Annotated in this window: 1 protein-coding gene; it reads right to left on the reverse strand. The window is 68.0% G+C overall.

All coding sequences use genetic code 11. The features are described from left to right. Nucleotides 1-444, reverse strand: a 444-nt coding sequence (locus AC2JF9_RS08600; RefSeq protein WP_500726934.1) for an NAD(P)-binding domain-containing protein, incomplete at its 3' end; no start/stop codon positions are given. Nucleotides 445-485: the final 41 nt, after the last annotated feature.

Raw genomic sequence — 485 nt, forward strand, 5'->3', positions numbered from 1 at the left:
GTCGAAATCAGCCACGGGACCGCCGATCATCAATGTCAGTCGCCCGGCGTCGGCTCCCTGTGCTCCGCCGGTCATGCCTGCGTCGAGGTATCCCCTGCCCTGCGCTTCTGCCATTTCGGCAAGACGTTTCGTCGCCGCCGGATGCGACGTGGTGAGGTCCACGAGGACCTGCCCCGGCGCCTCCACGGAGAGAATGCCGCGCGGGCCGGTCAGGCATGCTTCGATCTCCGCGCTGCCTGGAAGCGCGAACAGGATCGTCGCGCATGTCCGGGCGATGTCGAGCGGCTGGGCGAGCTCGACGTCGTCCGACAGCCCGGAATCCAGTCGGGCCTTTTCCAGCGCGTCCCAGGCAGCCGCGAGCCTCCCAGCCCCGTCGAGACGCCGCGCAATACCCCTTCCCATCCGGCCAAGGCCGATCACCCCGACGTCTCTCGTGTTCGTCATGCCGGCTTCGTTCCACCTCCCCGCATAAGGCCGATGAGCGG

The sequence above is a fragment of the Lactobacillus sp. C449L genome, assembly GCF_059900815.1.